Source organism: Ornithinicoccus sp., assembly GCF_057176825.1.
Genome location: NZ_CM169976.1, coordinates 1,801,027 through 1,824,942, shown reverse-complemented (window position 1 = coordinate 1,824,942; position 23,916 = coordinate 1,801,027). Strand labels below are relative to the sequence as shown.

Sequence of the window (23,916 nt, the reverse complement as noted above, 5' to 3'; positions counted from 1 at the left end):
TCCGTCATGCGGCACCCTCGCGGGGCAGCAGGCGGACGACACCGGCGTAGCGCCCGGTCGTGCCGTCCCTGCGGTGGGAGAAGAGTCCCTCGTCCTCGCGGCTGCAGCCGGGCAGCCACCGCAGCGGGACGTCGTCCGCCGACAGTTGCTCGACGACCCCGGCCGCGACGTCGATCGCGGGTGTCCCGGTGGCCGACACCGACCAGGAGGCCGGCGCGACCGCCGCAGCCTCCTCACGCAGCGCGGCCGGCACCTCGTAGCAGCGCGGGCACACGGACGGCCCGACGACTGCCTCCAGTTGCTCCGCGCCGAGGTCACGCAGCCGGGCCACGGCGGCGGGGACGACCCCGCCCACCATCCCCTTGCGCCCCGCGTGCACGGCGCCGACCAGGCCGGCGACCCTGTCCAGCAACAGCACCGGGGTGCAGTCGGCCACGAGGACCACGAGGGCCACCTCGATGCTGTCCGTGACGATCCCGTCGCAGGTCTCCGTGGGAGGCGCAGACCCGGCGGGGCGACCCGTCAGGTCGGCGAGCCGGACGTCGGTGCCGTGCACCTGGTCCATGAACCTCAGCTGGGCACCGGCGAGCCGCAGGGCGTGCGCCAGCCGGTGCCGGTTCGCCTCGACGGCCTCGGGCAGGTCCCCGACGTGCGCTCCCAGGTTGAACTCGGCATACGCCTCCTGGCTGGCGCCGCCCCACCGGTCCGTGAAGGCCCAGTCGACCCCGTACTCCAGGCCCTCACCGGCCTCCCGCTCGCGCCATCTGAACACGGGCCCACGGTAGCCCCCCGGGACGAGGAGAGGCGGCCCACCCCGCGCCGGGGTGGGCCGCCTCTCCGGCATCCGCGCTGGCGGACGCCGGGTGACTCACTTGAGGAAGTCGGGCACGTCCAGCTCGTCGTTCTCCTCGAACGTGACCTGCGGCGGCGGCTGGGTCGGACGCTGCTGCTGCGCCGGGCGCTGCTGCGGCTGACCACCCTGGGCCGGCTGCGGCTGCTGCGGAGCCTGGCCCTGCGGGGCGCCGCCCTGCCCCTGGGCGGGCTGGGCCTGCTGCGGCTGACCACCCTGGGCGGGCTGGGGCTGCTGCGGGCGCTGACCCTGCGGGGCGCCGTTCTGCCCCTGGGCCGGCTGGGGCTGCTGCGGACGCTGGCCCTGCGGCGGCTGCTGGGCACGCTGCTGCCCGGCACCGCCGGCCTGCACCTGACCCAGGGCCCGCTCGTCGGTGCGCTGCGTGGGCACGCCGCCGTCGAACCCGGCGGCGATGACGGTCACCCGCACCTCGTCGCCGAGGGAGTCGTCGATCACGGCGCCGAAGATGATGTTGGCCTCCGGGTGTGCCGCCTCCTGGACCAGGCGCGCGGCCTCGTTGATCTCAAACAGGCCCAGGTCGGAGCCACCCTGGACGGACAGCAGCACGCCGTGCGCACCCTCGATGCTGGCCTCCAGCAACGGCGAGGAGATCGCCAGCTCGGCGGCCTGGACGGCGCGGTCCTCACCGCGGGCCGAGCCGATCCCCATCAGCGCCGACCCGGCGCCCTGCATGACCGACTTCACGTCGGCGAAGTCCAGGTTGATCAGACCGGGGGTGGTGATCAGGTCGGTGATGCCCTGCACACCGGAGAGCAGCACCTGGTCGGCCGACCGGAACGCATCGAGCATGCTCACCTGGCGGTCGCTGATCGAGAGCAGCCGGTCGTTCGGGATGACGATCAGGGTGTCGACCTCCTCACGCAGGTTGCCGATGCCGGACTCGGCCTGGTTCGCGCGGCGACGCCCCTCGAAGGTGAACGGGCGGGTCACCACACCGATCGTCAGGGCACCGAGCGACTTGGCGATCTTGGCCACGACGGGGGCGCCGCCCGTGCCGGTGCCGCCGCCCTCACCCGCGGTGACAAAGACCATGTCGGCGCCGCGCAGCGCCTCCTCGATCTCCTCGGTGTGGTCCTCCGCGGCCTTGCGCCCGACCTCGGGGTCGGCGCCGGCGCCGAGACCCCGGGTGAGCTCACGCCCCACGTCCAGCTTGACGTCGGCGTCGCTCATCAGCAGCGCCTGGGCATCGGTGTTGATGGCGATGAACTCCACGCCCTTGAGCCCGACATCGATCATGCGGTTGATGGCGTTGACACCACCACCGCCGATCCCGACGACTTTGATGACGGCCAGGTAGTTCTGCGCTGATGACACGGTGCGCCTTCCTCGGGTGTACGGCTTCGCCGGGGCCCCTGGGTCGGGTGCGACAGGGCCCGCCTGCGGCGTGGTCGGGTGGTGCTCCGCATCATAAGTCGGGGCACCCTTCCGGCCGCCAATTCCTGGACCTCAGGTTGAGGTCTAGGGGCGCGCTCAGGCCGTGGCGATCCGGAGCCGCTGGCCCGGCTTGATGAGGGCCGGGTTGTCGCCGATGACGGCCCTGTTGGCCTGGTAGATCTCCGGCCACCGCTCCCGGTCCCCGAGGTACTTCGCCGCGAGCTTGGCCAGTGTGTCCCCCGACGTGACGACGTGGACGACGGTCCGTGGTGCGGCGACCGTCCCGTCGGCTGCCTCGCCACCGGTGCCGGTCGCTGCCGCACCGGCCGGCACACGCGGCAGCCTGGTGCAGTGCAGGGCGACCACGAAGTACTCGTCGTCCGGGGTGGTGCTCACCTCCGCAGCCGGGGCAGGTGCAGGTGCGGGTGCGGGGGCAGGTGCGGGCGGCACCACCGGGCCTGCTGACAGGTCCGGGCGCAGCTGCGGGAAGAGGTCCTTGACGCGGTAGCGCGCGACGGCATTCCCCCGGCCACCCGCCACCGCGTCGGCCGCGGCACCTGCGGGGCGCTGCTTGAGGACCTGGTCCCACACGGGCTTGCTCACCATCAGGTCGGTGGCCCGCAGCCGGGTGATCGGCAGCATCCCGAGCGAGGGCTCGCCACCCCCGTCGGACGCGTCCCGCTCCACGGAGATCCGGCGGGCCAGCACCAGCCCGGTGACATAGGCGGGCCAGCTCCCCGCGGGTGGGTCCCCACCGTCGCTCAGCACCCGGTCCCGGTCCCGGAACGACCAGGAGCCGGAGGTGAGCACCGAGGGGTTGAACCACGGTCGGTGCACCGTGACGTAGGCGTACTCGAAGCTCACCTTCCGGACCGTGGCGGTCCCTCCGTCCCCGAGACGGGCCCGCAGTTCCGCCGGGGCGCGCTGCGCGAAGGCCGCGAGCTCGGCCCGGTCCAGGGTGATGCTCGGCCAGGTCGCCACGTCCGCGATGTCGCTGGGGATGAACCCCGTGGGTAGGTAGGCGGTGCCCTCCGGGGAGCTGCGCTCGTAGATCTCGGGCGTGCTCGGGTCGTAGAGGGACAGTGCGTCCCGCCACAGCGCGGTCGGCGACACTGCCGCCACCTCCCGCACCACCTGGCGGGCCCGCTCCACCTCGGCGCGCTTCCCCGGGCCGGACCAGGCCTCCTCGGCTCGGCGCACCGCCTCCTCGAGGGCCGGGCGGTCCGACTCGAATGCGCTGCGGACCGCGTCGTCCTCGGTCATCTCCGCAGCCGAGCGGCGGTTGCCCAGCTCCAGGGCCGCGGCGAGGTAGCGCTCCCGATGCTGCTCGTAGGTCATGACGGCGGCGCTGGGGGCACCCTCCGCGGTGTAGAGCAGCGCCTGCGCCGCTTCGTGGTCCCGCTGCTGCTCGGGCGTCAGCGACGCGGTCCCCAGCACCGCGGTCTGCAGCACCTCGGCATACTCCTGCCACAGGGTCCGCGGACCCGCCGGCTGCCAGACCGCGCCGGCCGGCAGCAGGTTCACCAGCACGGAGAACTCGGCGTGCGCCCGCGACCCCTCCGGCCCCAGCGGGTCAGCGACCATCGCGCGGAGCCGGCCGGCCGTGATCCCGATGGGGCTCAGGGGCAGCGACTGGAACTCGCCAGCGGCACCGAACACCTCACTGACTTTGCCGGCAAGCCCCAGCACGACGGCCGCGTCGATGCTCACACGAAGTCCTCCTCCTTGAGCTCGGGCAGCGGGTTCGGGGTCTTGCCCAGCAGGTGGTTGACGAAGGCCACGATCTGCATGCCGTTCACCCGCAGGGTCGAGGCGTCATCCTGTTGGCTGCTCCACTCCTGCTCCGAGGTGCTCGTCTTGCGGTTGGAGTACAGCGTCAACGGACCCCAGCCGATGCGCATACCGGACTGGGCGGTCTCGCGCAGCTTGCGGTAGGTCTCCACGAACTCTCGGGAGCGGATGGTGACGTTGCGCACGAAGATCACCTGGGTGGGATAGCCGATGAAGGAGCCCTGGGGCGGGCGGCCACCGTCGGAGGGCATCTGGTCGAACGTCCAGCCCTCACCCCGGCGCAACGTCCAACCCCGGTTGACCAGGAACTCCGGGGAGAACCCGGCACGGACGATGATGGCCTGGGCCATCTCGAACTCCATCGAGAACTCACCCACCGCGGTGAACTCGCGGGTCTCCTCCCGCTTGCCGTCGGCGCCCACACGGAACAGGAAGAACCCGAGACCACCGCCGCCCCCGCTGGTGGTGGTGCTGTCGGAGCGGTGGGTGACCTTGTGGTGGTGGGAGACACCGAGTCGGGTCCACCCGCGGGAGCGTGCGACATTGCCCGGCACGAGGGTGGTGTAGGGGAAGTCCTCCCCCACGTCCGCCGTGCTGATCAGCGACTCCTCGTAGCGCTCGAGCAATTGCTGCTTCCACAGCTTCAGGCTGCGCTGGGTCGTCTGGTTGATGAAGGCATTCATGTCGTCGACCTCGTTGCGGTAGCCCCGCGAGGTCCACTCGTCGGCCGCCTGCTTCACCTTCAGCGCGTACAGCTTGCGGTTCAGGATGAAGTCGGCAGAGGCGGTCTTGCCCTCCGGGCCGGTGGCGCCGGCGGCGGCCGCCCGCTTGGCGTTGTACTCGGTCGCCGCGTCCAGGTAGCGACTCATCGACTCGTGGTAGGCCTGCATGACCGGTGACGCCTCGGTGACCTGCTTCTCCTCGTCGGTGATGAGGTCGGTGACGGTCTTGGTGGTCCACAGGTGACCCCGGAACCGGTCCAGCTTGGCCTGCTGCGCCTCGGTCAGCGGGAAGTCCGCGACCTTGGAGAAGCGCAGGATCTGGCGATAGATCTCGGACAGCCTGATCTCGGCGTCCGGCTTGAACATCCCCTCCTGCCGCTCGCTGCTGAACGGCGCGTCGGGGTCGGGGACGAAGTCCAGCAGGCGGGACAGGCTGTAGGCGTGCATCGCCCGCTTGTTCTGCTCCTCGGCGGTGGGCGCAGAGAAGATCCCGTCCGCCGCGAAGTCGAGATCGTCCGCGGTCAGCGGCAGACCGGGCATTGCCCACGTGAGGAAGGTGTCCTTGGGCGGGGGGAGGTTTTCGTCGCCGCCGATCACGGACTGGTAGATCTGGTCGGTCAGCGCCGAGCCGAGGTCGTTCAGGTGGGTAGCCATGCTGGCTCTCCTCGGGTTGAGGGCTCTGGGTCATCCCAGAAGAGCGCCCACCCACACCGGTGATACCTTCCCGCCGGATCAGTCCTCCGGGGCGACGGGCAGACCGGTGAGCACCGGCGTCTCGGGCGCCGACAGGTCGACCGTGATCGGCTGGACCTCGTCGTCCGGGTCGATGCTCTCCTGCTCCAGCAGCGCCGACAGCACACGCGCCTTCAGGTCGGGGGCACTCACATCACCCCAGGTCACGCTCATCGCGCCGATCTTGAACTGCACCGTGCCGGAGCTGCGCAGCCGCAGGTCGGTGACGCGGTCGGCCAGGTCCTCGGGCAGCACCCCCAGCAGGGTGACGACGCCGGCAATGTCCTCGGCGTCCGCCCCCGACTCCGGGATCCGCAGCCGGGGCAGGTCCTCCGGCGGCTCCTCGACCGGGCTGAAGACGACCCCACCGGTGTCGGCCGCCTGGGCAGCGCCCCGGGCACTCTGGCGCACCACGATCGCCGGCTCCCGCGGGGTGACCACGAGGGTGATGGCGTCCGGCCAGGACCGCTTCACCTCCACGTCGGCGACCCGGGGGTCCTCCAGGATCCGCGCACCTGCCGACCCGGTGTCGACCCGGGCCAGGGGGCGGCCGGTCGGAATCGCGGCGGCGTCGACGGCGGCACCGGCGAGCTCACCCTGGACACCCTCCACGGCCACCTGCTGGACCACGAAGGCCCGGGAGTAGCCGAACAGGAAGACGAGTCCGCCGATCAGTGCCAGCACCAGGGCGGTCACGACCAGCGCCTTCAGCGGACGGCGCCTGACCTGTGCAGCGCGCTCGGCAATCCGGCGGTGGGGCGCGGCCTGCTGGCCCTTCCCACGCCGACGGGGCCACCACCTCACGTCGTGACCTGCCCACTGTCGCTGCGGTGTGGCTCCCCGGGGGGTGGCGGGTCGCTCTCCGGGTCCGCGGACGACTCCCCCGCTGCCAGCAGGTCGAGCACCTGCGGCCCGATCTGGGTGACGTCGCCGGCCCCGACCGTGAGCAGCAGGTCGCCGGGGCGCAGTCTGCGGGCCACCTTGCGGGCCGCCTTCTTGCGGTGGGGCAGGAACTTGGCCTTCCCGGCGAAGTCCAGCAGGCTCAGGCGGTCGATGATGAGTTGTCCCCCGACCCCGGGGATCGGGTCCTCCCGGGCGCCGTACACGTCGAGCACGAGGACCAGGTCGGCCGCGGCGAGGCCCTCGGCGAACTCGTCGGCGAAGTCGCGGGTGCGGGAGTACAGGTGCGGCTGGAAGACCACGACGAGACGGCGGTCCGGCCCGGCGACAGTACGGCCCGCCTGCACCACCGCCGCCACCTTGTCGGGGTTGTGCGCGTAGTCGTCGACGACCTGCACCCCCGCGGCGGTGCCCACGGGTTCGAACCGCCGGCTCGCCCCCGGGTAGGAGGCCAGCCCTGCCAGCACCTGGTCCGCGTCGACCCCCAACCCGGCGGTCGCTGCGAGATAGGCCGCTGCGGCGTTCATCAGGTTGTGCCGTCCCGGCATCGGGACGACGAGCTGCCGGGGCCGGTCCACCGCCGGGCCGCTCAGTGCCGCCTGCGTCGACATCCCGTCCGGGCCCGGGTCGCCCTCGCCGACCCGGAGGTCGGCCTCCGGCCCGGAGCCGAAGGTGACCACGCGACCGCCCCGGTCGCGGTGCCAGGCAGCCAGGCGCGCGGCACCCGGGTCGTCCGAGCCGGCGACCAGCAGCCCTCCCGGGCGGATGGTGTCGGCGAAGCGCCGGAACGCCACCTCGATGTTCTCGAAGGTGTCGTAGAAGTCCAGGTGGTCGGGCTTGATGTTGGTCACCACGGCCACCTGCGGGCGGTAGACCAGGAACGACCCGTCGCTCTCATCGGCCTCGACGACGAAGGGCCCGGCGCCCGGGGCCGCATTGGTGCCGGTGCCGCTGATCGGCGAGCCGAGCACGTAGGCGGGGTCGGCACCGGCGTGCTGCAGCGCGCAGGTGAGCATGGCGCTCGTGGTGGTCTTGCCGTTCGCACCCGCCACGGCGACCGCGTCCCGACCGTGCAACAGGGCGGCGATGCCCTGGGCCCGGTGCAGCACGCGCAGCCCGGCCGCCCGGGCCGCGGCCAGCTCGGGGTTGCTCTCGCGCACGGCGCTGGAGACGATCACCGTCGCCGCCCCACCCAGCTGGCCGGCGTCGTGACCGACGGACACCCGTGCGCCCTCCCGACCCAGCGTCTGCAGGGTCGCGCTGTCCGTAGCGTCCGAGCCGGAGACCGGGGCGCCAGCGGCCAGGAACATGCGGGCCACCCCGGACATGCCGGCCCCACCGATGGCGATGAAGTGGACCGGTCCCAGCTCCGCCTGCGGCGGCACCTCGGTGGTGAAGTCGAACCGCTCGTTGTGCCCAGCACTCACCGCGCAGTCCCCTCCCGGACCGCCGCCAGCACCATCTCGACGAGGGCCTCGTCGGCGTCACGGTGACCCAGCACCGCCGCCGCATCGGCCATGGTCCCCAGGCGGGCGGCGTCCTGCAGCAGCGGCAGCACCTCGCCGCGCACCCAGTCGCTGGTCACCTGCTCGTCGGCCACCAGCAGGCCCCCGCCCGCGGCGACGAGGTCGGCGGCGTTGAGCCGCTGCTCACCGTTGCCGATGGGCAGCGGGACATAGACGGCCGGGAGACCCACCGCGGCCAGCTCACAGACCGTGCCCGCCCCGGCGCGACAGACGGCCAGGTCGGCCACGGCATACGCCAAGTCGATCCGGTCGGTGTAGGGCAACGCCCGGTAGGGCACGGGCAGGTCGGGCGGCAGCGGCACGTCCTTGCCCGCCCCAGTGAGGTGCAGCACCTGGATCCCCGCGGCGCTGAGGTCAGCCGCGGCACCCGCGAAGGCGGTGTTGAGCCGCAGCGCGCCGAGCGACCCGCCGAAGACCAGCAGCGTCGGAGTGTCGGGGCGCAGACCGAAGTGGGCGAGGGCCTGTTCCCGGGACGCGGCACGGTCCAGCTCGGCGATCTCCCGGCGCAGCGGCAGCCCGACGACCCGGGCGTGCGGCAGCGTGGTCCGCGGGAAGGTCACCCCGACGTGCCTGGTGAACCGTGCCCCGAGGCGGTTGGCCAGGCCGGGGCGGGCGTTCTGCTCGTGGATCACGATGGGCACCCCCTCGCGCCGGGCCGCCAGGTAGGCCGGGGACGCGACGTAGCCGCCGAACCCCACCACGACCTGCGCCCCGACCTCCTGCAACACCGACCGGGTGGTCGCCAGTGCCGCCCGCAGATTGCCCGGGAAGCGCAGCGCCGCGCCGGAGGGCCGCCGCGGGAAGGGCACCTTGGGGACCACACGCAGGTCGTAGCCGCGGGCCGGCACCAGGTCGGCCTCCAGCCCCTCGGCCGTGCCGAGGACCGTGATCCGCAGGTCCGGGTCGTGGCGCCGCAGACAGTCGGCCGTGGCGAGCAACGGGTTGACATGACCGGCGGACCCCCCGCCGGCGAGCACGACCGAGCGCACTGCCGGCGGCGTCATCGTCGGCCGACCCGCGGTGTGGGGAGCACCGCCAGGGTGCGCCGCAGCACCGACGGCTTGGCTGCCAGGGCCTCGCGGGCACCGGGCAGGGACCGGGCCAGCGCCAGCAGTAGGCCCATCCCGATCAGGGCGGCGACCAGGGCGGAACCGCCGCTGGAGACCAGCGGGAGGGGCACGCCGATGATGGGCAGCGCCCCGATCACCGACCCGATGTTGAGCATCGCCTGGGTCAGCAACCAGACCATCACTCCGGCGGCGGCGATGCGGACGAACATGTCGGTGCTGCCGGCCACGATGCGGTAGCACGCGTAGGCGATCACCAGGAAGAGGAGCAGCACGGACAGGGTGCCGGGCAGCCCGAGCTCCTCCCCGATGATCGCCAGGATGAAGTCGTTGTGCGGCTCGGGCAGCAGCCCCCACTTCTCCCGGCTCTCCCCCAGGCCCAGTCCCCACCAGCCACCGTCCGCGAGGGCGTACTCGGCGTGCACCTTCTGGAAGCACCCGTCGACGTGCGGGCTGGTGCAGGAGTCACCGATCCAGGCGGCGATGCGCTCCATCCGGTTGGCGCTGGAGCTGGCCAGGTAGGCCACGGCGGCCCCGGCGAGCGCCCCGGCCCCGATGAACCAGCGGGCCCGGAGCCCCGCGGTGAACATCATGCCGCCGGTGATCGCCACCAGGATCAGGGCCGTCCCGAGGTCGTGCCCGAGCAGGACCAGTCCGATGAGGGTGATCGCAAAGGGGATGACAAAGGGCACGAGGACGTGCCCGATCCGGTGGATGACCTTGCGTTTGCGCGCCAGCACGACCGCGCCGAAGACGACCAGCGCGATCTTGCCGAACTCCGAGGGCTGCAACGTGAACGGCCCGAGCCGGATCCAGTTGCGGTTGCCCTGCCAGTCGATGCCGATGGGCGTGAACACCAGGGCCTGCAACCCGATGGCGCCCAGGATGCCGAGCAGTCCCAGCTTCTTCCACACCCCGATCGGCAGCCGGCTGCCGACCCAGCACACCACCACACCGGCGCCGGCGAACAGCAGCTGGTTGAGGAAGACGGTGTAGGAGCTCCCGCTGTCGTAGTAGGAGCCGATGCTGGACGCCGACAGGACCATGACCAGGCCGATCGCGACCAGCAGCCCCGTGCTCGTGGCGAGCAGGTAGTAGGGCGCCAGCGGGGACTGCAGCCGCTCCAGCAGCGCTCCGGTGACGGAGGGACTCTCCGCCGGCGCAGGAGTCCGGGAGGTGCTCCGCGAGGAGGTGCGGGTGGTGTGCACCGTGGTCACGTCACGTCACCCCGTGCCCTGCGGCGGGCGACCGCCTCGGTGAAGTCGGTGCCGCGGGCGCCGTAGCTGGGCCACATGTCGAGCGAGGCGGCAGCCGGCGCGAGCAGCACCACGTCGCCGGGCCGCGCCAACGCGAGGGCGGCGTCCACGACCGCGTCCATGACCGCCGACAGGGCAGAGTCGTCCCCGCCGGCCGGGCGTGCGCGATCGGTTCCCACGTCCTCAGTGTCCGTGGCAGGCACCCGTTGGACCGGGACCTCGGGCGCGTGTCGGCCCAGCGCGGCGGCGATCTGCTCCCGGTCCTGCCCCAGCAGCACCACGCCCCGCAGCCGGTCCTTCGCCCCGGCGACCAGGTCGTCGACGTCGGCGCCCTTGAGTTGGCCCCCGGCCACCCAGACGATGTGCTCGTATGCCGTGAGGCTGGCTGCGGCGGCGTGTGGGTTCGTCGCCTTGGAGTCGTTGACGAACCGGACGCCGCCGATCTCCCCCACCTCGGTGATCCGGTGCTCGTCGGAGCGGAAGCCGCGCAGTCCCTCGCGCACGGCGACCGGCGGGACCCCCACGGCACGGGCCAGCGCCGCGGCGGCCAGCGCGTCGGCCACCAGGTGCGGCGCGGGGCCCACCCCGTCGCGGGTCAGGTCCGTCAGGGTCGCCAGCTCCGCGGCCGACGTGCGGCGCTCCTCCACGAACGCCCGGTCGGCCAGGACGTCCTCGACCAGGCCCACCATGGACAGACCGGGGGTGCCCAGCGTGAAACCGACCGCCCGGCACCCCTCCTGCACGTCGGCCTCCCGGACCAGCTGCTCGGTCACGGGGTCCTGCACGTTGTAGATGCAGGCCAGCTCCGTCCGTGCGTACACCCGCCCCTTGGCGGCGGTGTAGTCGGCCAGCGTGCCGTGCCAGTCGACGTGGTCCGGGGCGACGTTCAGGCAACAGGAGGCCACCGGGGCGATCGACTCGCTCCAGTGCAGTTGGAAGCTGGACAGCTCCACCGCGATCACGGCATACGGCTCGGGGTGCAGCACCGCCTCCAGGATCGGCGTGCCGACGTTGCCGGCTGCCGTGGCCCGCAGGCCTGCCGCGGTCAGGATCGCCGCCAGCATCTGCACGGTGGTGGTCTTGCCGTTGGTGCCGGTCACCGTCAGCCACGGTGCGGCCCCGTGCTCGGGTCGCATCCGCCAGGCCAGCTCCACCTCACCCCACACCGGGATGCCCAGGTCAGCGGCCGCGGATAGCACCGGCTGGTCGGGCCGCCAGCCGGGAGAGGTCACCACGAGGTCGACGTCACGCAGGTCGGCCGGCAGGTCTGCCACGTGCTCGGACCCGAGCCGCACGTCGGCATCCAGGATCCCCAGGATGTGGGCCTGCTCCTGCTGCAGCTGGGCACCGGTCCCCGCGTCCAGCACGGTGACGCGTGCACCCCGCTCCAGGAGGGCGTCGGCCGCGGCGAACCCGCTCACCCCCAGGCCGGTCACCACGACGCGCAGCCCCGCCCAGTCCGCGGCGCCGTGGGTGAGTCCGTCCAACGATCGGCGGGTGCTCACAGCTGGACCACCCACTCGGCGTAGAAGATGCCCAGGCCCACGGCCGCGCACAGACCGGCGATGATCCAGAACCGGATGACGATGGTGATCTCGTTCCACCCGACGAGCTCGAAGTGGTGTTGCAGGGGTGCCATCCGGAACACCCGTTTGCGGGTCATCTTGAAGTAGCCCACCTGGATGATCACCGACAGCGTGATGAGGACGAACAGCCCACCCAGGATCGCCATGAGCAGCTGGGTGTGTGTGGTGATCGCCAGCCCGGCGAGGGCGCCGCCGAGGGCGAGCGATCCCGTGTCGCCCATGAAGATCTTGGCCGGGGAGGCGTTCCACCACAGGAAGCCGAAGCAGGCCCCCGCGACGCAGGCGGCCACCACCGCCAGGTCGTGCGCGTCCCGCACGTCGTAGCACCGCGAGCCGGGGTTGATCTGACAGTTCTGGTTGAACTGCCAGATGCAGATCAGCACGTAGGACCCGAAGACCATGACCGAGGCCCCGGTTGCCAGGCCGTCCAGACCGTCGGTGAGGTTCACCCCGTTGGAGGCACCGGCGATCATCACGTTGGCCCACAGCACGAAGCCGATCAGGCCGCCGACGGTGCCGAACACGGCGAAGTCGAGCTGGGTGTCCCGCACGAAGGAGATGGCGGTGCTGGCCGGGGTCCGGTAGCTGTCGCCCGGGAACTGGAGGGCCAGGACCGCGAAGATCACGGCGATCGCGGTCTGCCCGATGAGCTTCTCGTGCGAGCGCAGCCCGAGGCTGCGCTGCTTGGAGATCTTGATGTAGTCGTCGAGGAACCCGACCAGCCCCAACCCGGCCATCAGGAAGAGCACGAGCAGGGCGCTGATCGTGAAGGTGTTGTCCCCGAGCTCGACGAGCCCGGTGGCGTCGAGCAGCATCAGCACCAGGTGTGAGCCGAAGTAGCCGAGCAGGCTGGCGCCGATGATGACCGCACCGCCCATCGTCGGCGTGCCACGCTTGGTGTGGTGCGAGGTGGGGCCGTCGTCGCGGATGAACTGCCCGTAGCCGCGCCCGACCAGGAACTTGATGTAGAGCGGCGTCCCGAAGAGTGCGACCACCATGGCGATCCCGGCGGAGAGCAGAACGGTCACCATCAGTCGCGCACCCCCGCGGCCGCCACGATCTCGTCCCCGAGCAGCCGCAGTCCGGAGTCCCGGCTCGACTTCAGCAGCGCGACGTCACCCTCTCCTAGCTCCGCCTCGAGCAGCTCGCGGGCCGCGGCGGCGTCGGCGGTGCGGAAGACCACTCCGGGCCCCCCGTCGGGCCGCGCTCCTGCCGCGTCCTCGAATCCGTCCGCGACCGGACCCGCCCCGTCGCCGACGGTCACAACCACATCAATCCCCACGGTGGCGGCGAGCTCCCCCACCGCCCGGTGCTCCTGCGCCGAGTCGGCGCCCAGCTCCCGCATCTCGCCCACGACCGCGAACGTCCTTCCGGTGCCACGCATGGCGGCCAGGCTGCGCAGCGCGGCCCGCATCGAGTCGGGGTTGGCGTTGTAGGCGTCGTTGACCAGGGTGACCCCACCGGGCAGTTCGTGCACCTCCATCCGCCAGCGGCTCATCGGGCCGGCCACGGCCAGCGCCTCGGCGATCTGCGGTGCGGGCATCCCCAGCTCCTGTGCGACGGCAGCCACCGAGAGGGCGTTGCCGACGTGGTGCGGCCCGTGCAAGGCCAACTGCACCTGCTGGTCCTCCTCCCCCGGCAGCACCAGGCGGAACCCCGCCCTGCCCCGCGCGTCGACGGCGATGTCCTCGGCCCGCACCTGGGCGTCCGGGCCCGTGCCGACCAGCACGACCCGCGCGGAGGTGCGTCCGGCCATCGCCGCGACCACCGGGTCGTCGGCGTTGAGCACGGCCAGACCGTCGGCGGGCAGGGCCGCCACCAGCTCGGCCTTGGTGTCGGCGATCGCCTGGCGGCTGCCGAACTCACCCAGGTGGGCCGTGCCGACGTTGAGCACCACCCCGATCGAGGGCGGGGCGATGCGGGTGAGGTACTCGATGTGCCCGACGCCGGAGGCCCCCATCTCGGCGACGAGGTAGGCGGTCGAGGGGAGCAATCGGCATACCGTCAGCGGGACGCCGACCTCGGAGTTGTAGGAGGCGATCGGCGCCACGGTCTCCCCCAGCCGGGCCACCACCTGGGCCATCAGGTCCTTGGTGGAGGTCTTGCCCGAGGACCCGGTGATGCCGACGATCCGCAGGCCACCCGCGGTGGTGCAGCGGTCCACCACCTCCCGTCCCAGGTCGGCGAAGGCCTGTTGGACGTCGGCGGTCACCACGCAGGGCAGGTCGGGGACCTCCCGCTCGGTGAGGGCAGCCACAGCGCCACGCTCGGCAGCACCCGACACGAAGTCGTGGCCGTCGGCGTGCTCGCCCCGACGGGCCACGTAGAGACTCCCGGGCTCGGCCTCCCGGGAGTCTGTCACCACGGCGGTGTGCACCAGGACATCCTGGGCTCCGGTGGGGAACACCCGCCCTCCGGTCACCGCCGCGATCTCCTGCAGCGACAGCGGGATCACTCAGTCGTCCCTCTCGTCCTTGATCGCGATGTCGCCCAGTGTGACACCTTCCGGCTCACCGGGAGCACGATCCTCGGGGTCATACGTCAACGGAACCTCCGGCGACTCCGTGGTGCTCGGCTCGATTCCCTGCTGCTGCAGGGCAAACCGCATGATCTCGGAGAACGGGGGGCCGGCGACCTCGCCACCCCACTTGCCGACCTTGGGCGACTGGATGGTGACGGACACGATGATCTCGGGGTCCTCCGCCGGGGCATAGCCGACGAACGCCGAGGTGACGCTGGTGTAGCGCCCGGTCTTGGGGTCGACCCGGTCGGCGGTGCTGGTCTTGCCGGCGACCCGGTAGCCGTCCACCGCAGCCAAGGGGGCGGTGCCGTCCGGGGTCGGCACGTTCTCCATGATCGCGGTGAGCGTCGCGGCCGTCTCCTCCGAGACGATCCGCTCACCCTCGCCGACCGGCTCCTCCACGAAGCGCCCGTCCTCGTCCTGGGTGCCGGCCACGATCCGGGGCGGGTTGCTGACCCCGCCGTTGGCGATCGTCTGGAAGACGCCGATCTGCTGCAGCGCGTTGCTGGTCAGGCCCTGCCCGAAGAGCATCGTGTACTTGGTGGTGGCGCTCCATTTCTCCGGGGCCCACAACAGGCCCGGGGACTCGCCGGGCAGGCCCAGGCCGGAGGCCTGCCCCATCCCGAACTTGCGCTCGTACTCGTAGAAGACGTCGTCGTCCAGGTGCTCGCCGTAGAGGATGGTGCCCATGTTGCTGGACGTCGCCAGGACCCCGGCGAAGGTGACGTAGGGGTTGTCCGGGTCGTGGGCGTCCTTGAAACGGGTGCCGCCGCGCGGCAGCCGGTTCGGCAGCACCATCGGCGTCTCCGGCTCGATCAGGCCCTCCTCCAGGGCCGCCGCGGCGGTGATGAGCTTGCCCGTGGACCCCGGCTCGTAGGCATCCTCGATCGCGGCGTTGCGCATCCCCTCGGAGGTCTGCGAGGTGTCGGCAGGGTCGAAGGCGGGGTAGCTGGCCAGGGCCAGGACGTTGCCGTCGATGTCCATCACGACGGCGTAGCCGCTCTCGGCCTGGGTCTCCTGGACCCGTTGCTCGACCACGTCGTAGGCGTACCACTGCAGGTCGCTGTCGACGGTCAACCGGACGTCCTGGCCGTCCACGGCCGGCGTCTCGGTCTGCTGGGCCGTGCTGATGGTGGGACCGACCCCACCCTTCTCGAACGTCCTGGTGCCGGGTGTGCCGGTCAGCAGTTCGTTGAAAACCAGCTCGACCCCGCCCGCCGGCTGCTCACCGGAGCCGACCCACCCGAGGAGTGGGGCGTGGGAACTGCCCCGGGGGTAGGTGCGCTTGTAGTAGTCCTCGGCATAGATGCCGGGAATCCCGAGCCGGTTGACCTCCTGCCAGGTCTGGGGGGACACGTCCTTGGCCAGGTAGGCCCACTGGCTGGAGGGGTCACGCTCCATGATCGCCAGCAGCGAGTCGGCGTCGCGCCCGGTGATCTCGGCGATGTCCTGCGCCGCGCCCTCGGCCCCGACCTTGACCCTCGTCCCGTCGATCCGCTTCGTGTACTCCACCACCGCGGTGGAGTCGACCGTGATGTGCTTGCGCTCCACGCTCTCGGCCAGCGGCAGGCCCCTGGCGTCCACGATGGAGCCGCGCGCGGCCGGGATGGTCGCCTGCTGCAGGCGCATGTCGAGGGCTGCCGCGGACACCGAGGCCGCGTCGAGTCCCTGCAGGCGGACCAGCTGGGCGGCGAACAGGCTGAAGACGATCAGGACGCCGAAGAACATGATCCGGGCCCGGCGCTGCGGGTGGACCACCCCGCTGACGACCGGGGAACGACGATTGCGGGCGGCACCCTGGCGACCTCGGGAGGCGGGTCTACGGGACCCCTTCGCACGGGTCGCACGGTTGGTCGCCACAGATCAGCCTTCCTCGGTCGCGTCCCCGGTGCTCTCGTCGGTGGTGGCCCCGTCGACCCCTTCCCCGGCCTCGGTATCGGGGGTCGTCGCGGTGGTGGTGGAGGACGTCTCCACGGTAAAGGTCTGGTTGCCGTCCACCCCGGCCGCCACGCCGAGCACGGCGCCGTCGGACAGCCGCAGGACCGCGGTGGACGGCGAGCGCACCATGCCGAGCTCCTCGGCCTTCTCGGCGATGGTCTCTGGCGAGCTCAGGGTGTTCAGCTCGGCCTGAAGGGTCACCCGCTGGTCGTGCAGCCTGGTCTGCTCGGCGGTCAGCGCCCCGAGTGTGAAGGACCCCTCGCCGCGGGCCATGTTGAGCATCAGGGCGGCCATCAGCCCACCCAGGATCAACCCGATGCACAGCAGCGCGAACCCGGTGTTCCCCTGGCGGCGCGGTGCGGCGTCGACGATCCTGAGCCGGGGGCGGGGCGTCGCCTGGCGGGTGCCCGGCGTGGGGCGCCCCGCGCCGGTCCTGGCCGTGCGGGCGGCGGCTCCGCGGGGTGCGACCCGCGCCGCGGTCATCTGACTCATCGGTGGTGCTCCTTCGGGTCGGTGGCCAGGCCGGCCGTGGCGGTGGCCCGGGTGCGTTCGGCGGCCCGCAACCGGACCGAGGCGGCGCGTGGGTTGGCGGCGACCTCGGCCTCGTCGGCCTGCTCGGCGCCGCGGGTCAGCAGCCGCAGCCAGGGACGCTGCTCCGGCAGCTCGACCGGCATCCCCGGTGGTGCTGAACTGGTGGAGCCAGCGGCCAACACCTGCTTGGCGACGCGGTCCTCCAGCGAGTGGTAGGCCAGGACGAGCACCCGGCCCCCGACGGCGAGCACTCCCAGCCCAGCGGGCAGCGCCCGCTGCCAGGTGGACAGCTCGGCATTGACCTCGATCCGCAGGGCCTGGAAGGTGCGCTTGGCCGGGTGGCCACCCGAGCGCTGGGATGCCGCCGGCACGACCTCGTGCAGCAGCCGGACCAGCGGCCCCGAGGTGTCGAACGGGGTCTGCTCCCGCCGGCGCACGATCGCGCGGGCGATCTTGCGCGCGAACCGCTCCTCGCCGTAGTCCCGCAGGATCCGCGTCAACTCGGCTTCGTCGTACTCGTTGAGCACGTCGGCGGCGGTCATCCCCCGCGACTGGTCCATCCGCATGTCCAGCGGCGCGTCCATCCGGTAGGCAAAGCCCCGGTCGCTCTCGTCCAGCTGCAGCGAGGAGACCCCCAGGTCGTAGAGGATCGCGTCGGCCCGGGCGATACTGAGCTCGGCCAGGACCCGCGGGATCTCGTCGTACACGGCGTGCACCGGACGGAACCGGTCGCCGAACCCGGCCAGCCGCTGCGCGGCCAGGTCGAGCGCCTCGGGGTCCCGGTCGACCCCGATGGCCCGCGCCTGCGGGCAGGCCCGCAGGACCGCCTCGGTGTGCCCGCCCATGCCCAGGGTCGCGTCGACATACACCGCGTCCTCCTGCTCCAGCGCGGGCGCGAGCAACTCGACGACGCGGTCCCGGAGCACCGGCAGGTGCCGGTCCTGCGCTGCTCCGCGATCGGTCATTGAGGGTGCTCCGTCTGCTCGGTGGTGCGGTTCGGTGGGTGCGTTGCGGGTGGTGGTATGCCGGATGTCCGGCTCCTGCTGTCAGGTCCCCATCCGCTCGGTCGGGTCGTCCGGCACCGGGGAAGAGGTGTCGGCGTGGTCCCGGTCGTGCTCCGGCGCCGGGGAAGGGGCGTCGGAACGGTGAGCGGCTGGAGACCTGGCCCCAGGAGCGTTCGCTCCGGGCGGGTCAGATGACTCCGGGCACCACCTCCTCGGACTGCTCGGCGTAGGCCGGCTCGGTCTCCTCCAGGTAAGCGGTCCAGCTCGCGGTGTCCCAGATCTCGACCCGGGCTCCGGCACCGATCACGGTGCACTCGTGGCTCAGGCCGGCGTAGCCACGCAGGGTGGCGGGAATCGTCACCCTGCCCTGCTTGTCGGGCACCTCGTCGGAGGCGCCGGAGAGGAACACGCGCTGGTAGTCACGCACCGCGCGGCTGGTCGTCGGGGTGCTCTGCATGGCGGTGGCGATCCGCTCGAACTCGGCCATCGGGTAGACGTACAAGCAGCGTTCCTGGCCACGGGTAATGACGACCCCTCCGGCGAGCTTCTCGCGGAACTTGGCCGGCAGGAACATCCTCCCCTTGTCGTCCAGGCGCGGGGTGTGCGTGCCGAGGAACACGAGTGCTCGCCCCTTCCTGACCGCCGGTCCGCGTCGCCGTGGACTCCATCACTCTCCGATGCGCCCCACATTACTCCACTTTGCACCACCATGCACCCCCACGAGCACGATTTTGCCACGTTTCCGCCCTATCGCTGCAGGTGGGAGGGGGTGGTGCAGGGTGGGGGAAGATTGCCGTGGCAGCACACCCAGCCCAGGCGTCGCCACGTCGACTGCTGCGGAGGCACGTTTCGTGACAGGATCGGTGCAGCCCGGCGAGGGGGCAGGGTGGAGCAGAGTGGAGGATCCCGTGGAACGGCATGACGCAGGCGCGATGGTCCCGTCCGGTGCGGCCGGTCAGGGGTCGATGAGGCAAGATCGCACCATGTCCGTCAACGCCGACACTGTCCCTAAGGCCGACCTCGACAGCGTCCGGGGCACCGCCGCGGCCATCCACCGGGCGGTCGCGACTGTCATCGAGGGCAAGGACCAAGCGGTCCGGACGGCCGTCACCGTGCTCCTCGCCGAGGGGCACCTGCTCGTGGAGGACGTGCCGGGCGTGGGCAAGACGATGCTCGCCAAGGCGCTCGCCCGCGCCATCGACTGCAAGGTCAGCCGAGTGCAGTTCACCCCCGACCTGCTGCCCAGCGACATCACCGGGGTCAGCGTGTTCAACCAGGACAGCAGGCAGTTCGAGTTCCGGCGCGGGGCGGTCTTCGCCAACATCGTCGTCGGGGACGAGATCAACCGGGCCTCGCCCAAGACCCAGTCCGCCCTCCTGGAGAGCATGGAGGAGCGCCAGGTCACGGTGGACGGGACCACCTACGGCCTGCCGGGGCCGTTCATGGTGATGGCCACGCAGAACCCAATCGAGATGGAGGGGACCTACCCGCTGCCGGAGGCGCAGCGGGACCGGTTCATGGCACGCATCTCGATGGGCTACCCCGAGGCGACGAGCGAGATGGCCATGCTCGCCTCCCACAGCGAGCACGACCCGTTGTCCGACCTCCAGCCGGTCACCGACGGCACCACGGTGCAGCAGCAGATCGAGGCGATCCGCCGGCTGCACACCTCGGACGCGCTGCGCCGCTACGTCGTCGACCTGGTGACCGCAACCCGCCGCCACCCCGGCCTGCGGCTGGGAGCCTCCCCGCGGGCCGGCCTGCAGCTCCTGCGGGCCGCTCGGGCGCACGCCGCTCTCGCCGGTCGCGACCATGTCCTGCCTGACGACCTCCAGGAGCTGGCCGGGGACCTGCTCGCGCACCGGGTGATCCTGACCGGGGAGTCCCAACTGGCACGGCAGAGCACCCACGACGTGATCGCGGACGTCGTCCGGCGCACGCCGGTGCCCTCGGGCCGCGCCTGACCGGCCTCACCACCGGTTCCGGAGATCACGATGCGAGGCCCAGGTGTGCTGACCAGCAGGGGGCAGACCTTCCTGATGCTCGGTGTCCTGACCGCCCTCGCGGGTGTCGTGCTGGGCTACCGGGATGTCACGCGCATCGGCGTGCTGCTGCTCATCCTGCCGCTGCTGGCGGCGGTCTGGCTGCGACGCCGGCCCCCGTCGATCCGGGTCGTCCGGACCCTGAATCCGCCGCGGCTGCTGCCCGACGAGCGCGGCGAGGTGCGGGTGCTGTTCCAGAACGTCGGGTCCGGGCGCACCCCGATGTACCTGGCCGAGGAGCAGTTCGACTATGCCCTCGGCGACCGGCCCCGGTTCCTGCTGCCCCGGATGGACCGGGGTGAGGAGCGTGCCCTGCGCTACTCGGTCCGCAGCCGGCACCGCGGTGGCTACCAGCTGGGCCCGGTCACACTCCGGTTGCGCGACCCGTTCGGCCTGACCTATCTGGCCATGCAGCTGCCCCGCACCGACGAGGTCCTGGTGCTGCCCCGGGTGTACGACCTGGGCACCCGGGGTCCTCGGGGGCAGGGCCGCGGCACGGAGGGCGAGTTGCCCCAGATGGTGGCGCTGCACGGTGAGGACGACGTCAGCATCCGCACCTACCGCGACGGCGACGAGCTGCGGCGGGTGCACTGGCCGGCGACCGCGCACCGGGGTGAGCTCATGGTCCGCCAGGAGGACCGGCCGACCCGCCGGCGCGCCGTGCTGCTGCTGGACTCCCGCGGCGACGCCCACGCGGGCTCGGCGCACCGTCCGTCCTACGAGTGGGCGGTCAGCGCGCTCGCCTCGGTGGCCCGCCACCTGGTGACCGACGGCTTCGTCGTGCACCTGATCACCGAGGCGACCCTGGACGACGGCAGCGCCGCCCACCCGCTCGACCTGGACCGGATGCTCACGGTGCTGGCCCGGACCCAGCCGGCCGCGGGCCCCCGCCTCGACCCCCTGATCGCGGCAGCGCACTCCTTCACCTCCGGGGGTGTGATGGTCGTCGCCGCAGTGGTGGCGCACGACGAGCAGGAACTGCGCAACCTCGCGGCGATCCGCGAACCGGGCAGCGCTGCGATGGGCTTCGTGCTGGACCGCGGGGCCTTCGACAAGGGGACCTCGCCCGCCGCGGGTCACGGCACTGGAGCGGTGGCCCTGGAGGCTGTCCTCTCCGAGACCGGGTGGCAAACCGCCCTGGTGGGCCCGGGCGACTCGGTCGCCGGCGCCTGGGAGACCCTCCAGGGGGCCCGCCGGGTCGAGGGGGTCCGGTGAACACCTACCTCGACCGCAGCATGTGGCAGGAGGCTGCCGTCGCGTCGGTCGCCTCGCTCTCGGTGGCGTGGCCGTTGACCTCCCTCCTGCGCGAGAACGTCTGGCTGGAGGGCGCGCTGCTGATGGTGCTGCTCGTGGCCGTCTCGGGAGCGCTGCTCCGGGCGCTCGGGGCCGGACCGACCACCACCGTCCTGATCCAGGCCGGCGCCACGTTGTGGGCGGTGCTCTACCGCTACCTCCCGGACACCCTGTTCTACGGACTCCCCACCACCGAGACCTTCGTCGGCGCGGCCACGCTGTTGCAGGAGGCCGGCCAGGTGCTGCGCACGTATGCCGCGCCGGCACCCGCGACGGAGGGCGTGGAGTTCCTGGTCGTCCTCGTCCTGGCCTTGACGGCGCTGTCGGTCGATTCCATCGGCGTGACCGGCCGCTCGCCCGCCGCCGCCGGCATCCCGCTGGCCGCGGGCTTCCTCGTGTCGGTGTCCAACACCGGGCAGGCGATGGCGCCCCACTTCTTCGTCGCCGTGGCCGTCGCCTGGCTGGTGATGATCGCCCAACAGGGCGGACGCATCGTCGGCGGGTGGTCCTCGGCGGATCGACGGGAGGCCGTCGGGTCCCACGACGTCTCGTTCGGCCCGACGGGCTACCGCACCGTCGCCAGGGCGCTCGGCGCCTGCACCGTGATCGGGGCCCTGCTGGCCGCCTCCCTGCTCCCCCACCTCCCACCCACCTACTTCGCCGACGGTCTGGGCCGTAACCCGGACGGGCGCAGCGTCGGCGGTGACACCGGATCCGTGTCGTTCACCGAGACGATGGACCTGCGCCAGGACCTCGCCGACCGGTCCCAGGCGCCCGTGCTGCGCTACCGCACCAACTCCCAGTTCCTGACACCGCTGCGGGTCACCGCCGCCTCGGTCTTCGAGGACGGCGAGTGGCTGCCCCCGGACTACTCCGACACCCCGGTCGACCAGGGCAGTGGCCGCTACGAGTCGGCCGAGGAGGGCGGTGGGCTGGACCCGGACGTGCCGTCCGGCACCGCGGAGGTCACCGTCCTCCAGAACGCCCTGCGGGCGCCGTTCCTCGCGGTGCCCACCCCCGTGGTGTCCGCCGACCTCGGGGTTCCGTGGGAGTTGAACGGTCGGACGGGGGCCCTGCGCGTGGACTCCCCGCCCGACAACTACCAGGTCAGGTACCAGGAGGTGGCCCCGCGGGGCAACGTCCCCGAGGACGTCGGCGAGGAGTCGGCCACTCCCCCGTCCGGGCAGGAGTCAGAGTTCGAGGACTACCTGCGGGTCGACGAGGAGTCCGAGGGGGCGATCGCAGCCCTGGCCGACGAGGTGGTCGGCGACGCGGACAACGAGCTCGAGGTGGCCTCGCGCATCCAGAGCCACTTCCGCAGCGGCGTCTACCTGTACTCCCTCGAACTGGCTCCGGGCGGCGACTCCGATGACCCGATCAGTCACTTCCTGGAGACGCGACGCGGCTACTGCGTCCAGTTCGCGACGGCGATGGTCATGATGGCGCGCCACGAGGGGATCCCCGCCCGGATGGCCGTGGGATTCCTCCCCGGGTCCCGCCAGACCGACGGGACCCTGGAGGTGCTCGCCTCGGACGCCCACACCTGGCCGGAGCTCTACATCGACGGGATGGGGTGGACCCGATTCGAACCGACCCCGGGCGCCCGGGGCACCCTCGCACCCGGGTACACCCAGGTCCCGCAGGAGGCCCCCCAGGACGACCCCACCGCAGGTGTCGATCCGACTCCGACGGTGGAGCCCACCCAGCCCGACGTCCCGTCGGGTGCAGGGCAGGACACCGGATGGTGGGGCACGCTCCGGGACCTGGCACCCACCGTGGGCCGGGCGCTGCTCGCCCTGGCCGGTCTGGCCGTGTTGATGATGGTGGTCCCGTGGGCGGGTCGGCGCTACCGCGCGGCTGGCCTGCGGTCGGCGGCGAGCGATGCGGAGCGGGTCGAGGGGCAGTGGCTGCTGCTCACCCGTTCCCTGGAGGACCTGGGGGTCGACCAGCCGGCGCCCCGCAGCCCGCGGGAGATGCACCGGCACTACCTGGCCGCCACCGGCCTGGACCGTCGCAGCAACGAGGCCCTGGGACGGGTGACCTCCACCCTCGAGCGGACCCGCTACGCGCCGGAGTCGGCGCGGGACGACACGTCGTTGACGGTGATGGCCCGTGACGTCCGTGCCATCGTCGATGCCGTGCAGGACCGGCTGCCCTGGAACGTCCGGGTGCACACCCGGGTGCTGCCGCGCAGCGGGCTCCGGGCGTTGCGGGAGCAGGTCACCGGCTGGTTCAGGCGCCGCTGAGGTCCCAGGCCATCTCGCGCTCCACCAGGTCCGGTCGCCGCGGGTGCGGAGTCGCCTCCCCCGTGAACCGGAAGCCGGTCCGTTCGTAGAGCCGGATCGCGGCGGCGTTGTTGCTGGTGACCTCGAGCAGGATGCGACGGCAGCCGAGCCCCAGGGTCACGTCGCGGGCACCTGACATCAGCAGGTCCCCGACCCCCCGACCACGGGCCGCCGGCACGACATACATCGCGATGAGGTTCACCGTCCCCTCCGCCAGGGGCATGTCCTCGGCATACCCCTCGGGAAGGATGCCGAGGGTTCCCAGCGGTGTGCCGTCCCCGGCACGTGCCTGCAGGACGCGGGCCGCCCCGCTCAGGGAGTTGCGCCACTGCTGCTCGGTCCGACCCGCCACCTCCTGGTAGGTGGACCAGAAGGCGTCGGGGGCGTCCTGGAGCATCTGGAGCCGCAGGTCGCGGTGCGAGGCCCAGTCCTGCTCCGTGGCCCGGTGCAGTGCGACCTCGGAGGGGTCTGGCACGG

At 72.1% G+C, this 23,916-nt stretch carries 19 protein-coding genes; 3 read left to right on the top strand and 16 right to left on the bottom strand.

Going from position 1 to position 23,916, the window contains the following annotated elements:
- Nucleotides 1–4: 4 nt before the first annotated feature.
- The 15 genes from AC1QRC_RS09135 to mraZ all read right to left on the bottom strand — a co-directional run bounded on the left by AC1QRC_RS09135 (nt 5) and on the right by mraZ (nt 18,438).
- Nucleotides 5–772, bottom strand: coding sequence for a purine nucleoside phosphorylase YfiH/LACC1 family protein (locus AC1QRC_RS09135; protein ID WP_484206454.1), 768 nt, complete (start codon nt 770–772; stop codon nt 5–7).
- A 96-nt stretch (nt 773–868) separates the two neighbouring features.
- Nucleotides 869–2,185, bottom strand: a complete 1,317-nt coding sequence (ftsZ, locus tag AC1QRC_RS09130; protein WP_484206453.1) for a cell division protein FtsZ — start codon at nt 2,183–2,185, stop codon at nt 869–871.
- Between the two features lie 156 nt (nt 2,186–2,341).
- On the bottom strand, nt 2,342–3,955 hold the full coding sequence (locus AC1QRC_RS09125; protein WP_484206452.1) for a LysM peptidoglycan-binding domain-containing protein: 1,614 nt from the start codon (nt 3,953–3,955) through the stop codon (nt 2,342–2,344).
- Nucleotides 3,952–5,412, bottom strand: a complete 1,461-nt coding sequence (locus AC1QRC_RS09120) for a hypothetical protein (RefSeq protein WP_484206451.1) — start codon at nt 5,410–5,412, stop codon at nt 3,952–3,954. Before AC1QRC_RS09120 ends, AC1QRC_RS09125 begins: the two co-directional genes overlap by 4 nt.
- Nucleotides 5,413–5,490: 78 nt before the next feature.
- Complete coding sequence (locus tag AC1QRC_RS09115; protein ID WP_484206450.1) at nt 5,491–6,294, bottom strand: cell division protein FtsQ/DivIB; 804 nt, start codon at nt 6,292–6,294, stop codon at nt 5,491–5,493.
- Nucleotides 6,291–7,817 carry a UDP-N-acetylmuramate--L-alanine ligase gene (murC, locus tag AC1QRC_RS09110; RefSeq protein ID WP_484206449.1) on the bottom strand — a complete coding sequence of 509 codons (1,527 nt, stop codon included), beginning with the start codon at nt 7,815–7,817 and terminating at the stop codon, nt 6,291–6,293. Before murC ends, AC1QRC_RS09115 begins: the two co-directional genes overlap by 4 nt.
- A complete protein-coding gene (gene murG, locus AC1QRC_RS09105; protein ID WP_484206448.1) occupies nt 7,814–8,920 on the bottom strand; it encodes an undecaprenyldiphospho-muramoylpentapeptide beta-N-acetylglucosaminyltransferase in 1,107 nt (368 codons plus the stop codon). The genes murC and murG overlap by 4 nt, the downstream gene beginning before the upstream one ends.
- A complete protein-coding gene (gene ftsW, locus AC1QRC_RS09100; RefSeq protein WP_484206447.1) occupies nt 8,917–10,200 on the bottom strand; it encodes a putative lipid II flippase FtsW in 1,284 nt (427 codons plus the stop codon). The genes murG and ftsW overlap by 4 nt, the downstream gene beginning before the upstream one ends.
- Nucleotides 10,197–11,744: a UDP-N-acetylmuramoyl-L-alanine--D-glutamate ligase gene (gene murD / locus AC1QRC_RS09095; protein WP_484206446.1), complete on the bottom strand. Its 1,548-nt coding sequence runs from the start codon at nt 11,742–11,744 to the stop codon at nt 10,197–10,199. The genes ftsW and murD overlap by 4 nt, the downstream gene beginning before the upstream one ends.
- Nucleotides 11,741–12,856, bottom strand: coding sequence for a phospho-N-acetylmuramoyl-pentapeptide-transferase (gene mraY, locus AC1QRC_RS09090; RefSeq protein ID WP_484206445.1), 1,116 nt, complete (start codon nt 12,854–12,856; stop codon nt 11,741–11,743). Before mraY ends, murD begins: the two co-directional genes overlap by 4 nt.
- Complete coding sequence (locus AC1QRC_RS09085; protein ID WP_484206444.1) at nt 12,856–14,280, bottom strand: UDP-N-acetylmuramoyl-tripeptide--D-alanyl-D-alanine ligase; 1,425 nt, start codon at nt 14,278–14,280, stop codon at nt 12,856–12,858. Before AC1QRC_RS09085 ends, mraY begins: the two co-directional genes overlap by 1 nt.
- A complete protein-coding gene (locus AC1QRC_RS09080) occupies nt 14,281–16,206 on the bottom strand; it encodes a peptidoglycan D,D-transpeptidase FtsI family protein (RefSeq protein ID WP_484206443.1) in 1,926 nt (641 codons plus the stop codon).
- A 3-nt stretch (nt 16,207–16,209) separates the two neighbouring features.
- Nucleotides 16,210–16,776: a cell division protein FtsL gene (gene ftsL, locus AC1QRC_RS09075; protein WP_484206442.1), complete on the bottom strand. Its 567-nt coding sequence runs from the start codon at nt 16,774–16,776 to the stop codon at nt 16,210–16,212.
- Nucleotides 16,773–17,780, bottom strand: a complete 1,008-nt coding sequence (rsmH, locus tag AC1QRC_RS09070; protein ID WP_484206441.1) for a 16S rRNA (cytosine(1402)-N(4))-methyltransferase RsmH — start codon at nt 17,778–17,780, stop codon at nt 16,773–16,775. Before rsmH ends, ftsL begins: the two co-directional genes overlap by 4 nt.
- 226 nt (nt 17,781–18,006) lie before the next feature.
- Nucleotides 18,007–18,438, bottom strand: coding sequence for a division/cell wall cluster transcriptional repressor MraZ (mraZ, locus tag AC1QRC_RS09065; protein WP_484206440.1), 432 nt, complete (start codon nt 18,436–18,438; stop codon nt 18,007–18,009).
- A 364-nt stretch (nt 18,439–18,802) separates the two neighbouring features.
- Here mraZ and AC1QRC_RS09060 point away from each other — a divergent pair, with 364 nt between their 5' ends.
- From AC1QRC_RS09060 to AC1QRC_RS09050, 3 genes are read left to right on the top strand one after another with little or no spacing between them, the layout of a single operon-like run.
- A complete protein-coding gene (locus tag AC1QRC_RS09060) occupies nt 18,803–19,783 on the top strand; it encodes an AAA family ATPase (RefSeq protein ID WP_484206439.1) in 981 nt (326 codons plus the stop codon).
- 45 nt (nt 19,784–19,828) lie between these two features.
- Nucleotides 19,829–21,076 carry a DUF58 domain-containing protein gene (locus AC1QRC_RS09055; RefSeq protein ID WP_484206438.1) on the top strand — a complete coding sequence of 416 codons (1,248 nt, stop codon included), beginning with the start codon at nt 19,829–19,831 and terminating at the stop codon, nt 21,074–21,076.
- Entirely contained in the window at nt 21,073–23,400 is a 2,328-nt protein-coding gene (locus tag AC1QRC_RS09050) for a transglutaminase TgpA family protein (protein ID WP_484206437.1), read from the top strand. Before AC1QRC_RS09055 ends, AC1QRC_RS09050 begins: the two co-directional genes overlap by 4 nt.
- Here AC1QRC_RS09050 and AC1QRC_RS09045 read toward each other — a convergent pair.
- Nucleotides 23,387–23,914, bottom strand: coding sequence for a GNAT family N-acetyltransferase (locus AC1QRC_RS09045; RefSeq protein WP_484206436.1), 528 nt, complete (start codon nt 23,912–23,914; stop codon nt 23,387–23,389). The two genes, AC1QRC_RS09050 and AC1QRC_RS09045, sit on opposite strands and share 14 nt — an antisense overlap.
- Between the last annotated feature and the right edge of the window lie 2 nt (nt 23,915–23,916).

Coding starts and splice junctions, on each gene's coding strand:
- AC1QRC_RS09120 (WP_484206451.1), bottom strand. CDS start 5,412: ATGGCTACCCACCTGAACGACCTCGGCTCGGCGCTGACCGACCAGATC.
- murG (WP_484206448.1), bottom strand. CDS start 8,920: ATGACGCCGCCGGCAGTGCGCTCGGTCGTGCTCGCCGGCGGGGGGTCC.
- mraY (WP_484206445.1), bottom strand. CDS start 12,856: ATGGTGACCGTTCTGCTCTCCGCCGGGATCGCCATGGTGGTCGCACTC.
- ftsL (WP_484206442.1), bottom strand. CDS start 16,776: ATGAGTCAGATGACCGCGGCGCGGGTCGCACCCCGCGGAGCCGCCGCC.
- rsmH (WP_484206441.1), bottom strand. CDS start 17,780: ATGACCGATCGCGGAGCAGCGCAGGACCGGCACCTGCCGGTGCTCCGG.
- AC1QRC_RS09060 (WP_484206439.1), top strand. CDS start 18,803: ATGTCCGTCAACGCCGACACTGTCCCTAAGGCCGACCTCGACAGCGTC.